General features: G+C 49.6%; 1 protein-coding gene. It reads left to right on the forward strand.

Features of this window, described 5'->3' with window-relative positions; translation table 11 throughout:
• A partial coding sequence (locus KIH86_RS00035; protein WP_223110234.1) for a hypothetical protein occupies positions 1-229 on the forward strand: 229 nt, incomplete at its 5' end.
• Between the last annotated feature and the right edge of the window lie 19 nt (positions 230-248).

Genomic DNA, 248 nt, shown 5'->3' on the forward strand with positions numbered 1-248 from the left:
TGGTTTTCTACTGCCAAAAACGAAAAAAGGGCAGAGAGGAAGGGACGATATGAGGGTTTTCTTGGCATACCTGCATTTGATGGTGAGCCTGGGAGCGTCAGTGTATGTGCTGTTTTCGGCGCTAAACACAGGACTTTTCCGCCAGGCGTTTTTGCAGGTGGGTATCATATGGGCGTTTTGGCTGCTGGCGATTCCGATTCATAAGATGGCGGCGGATATGGACAGATAACGTATACGCAACATCCGGA

This window comes from Paenibacillus sinensis (genome assembly GCF_019904155.1).
Lineage (GTDB): Bacteria > Bacillota > Bacilli > Paenibacillales > Paenibacillaceae > Paenibacillus_AQ > Paenibacillus_AQ sinensis.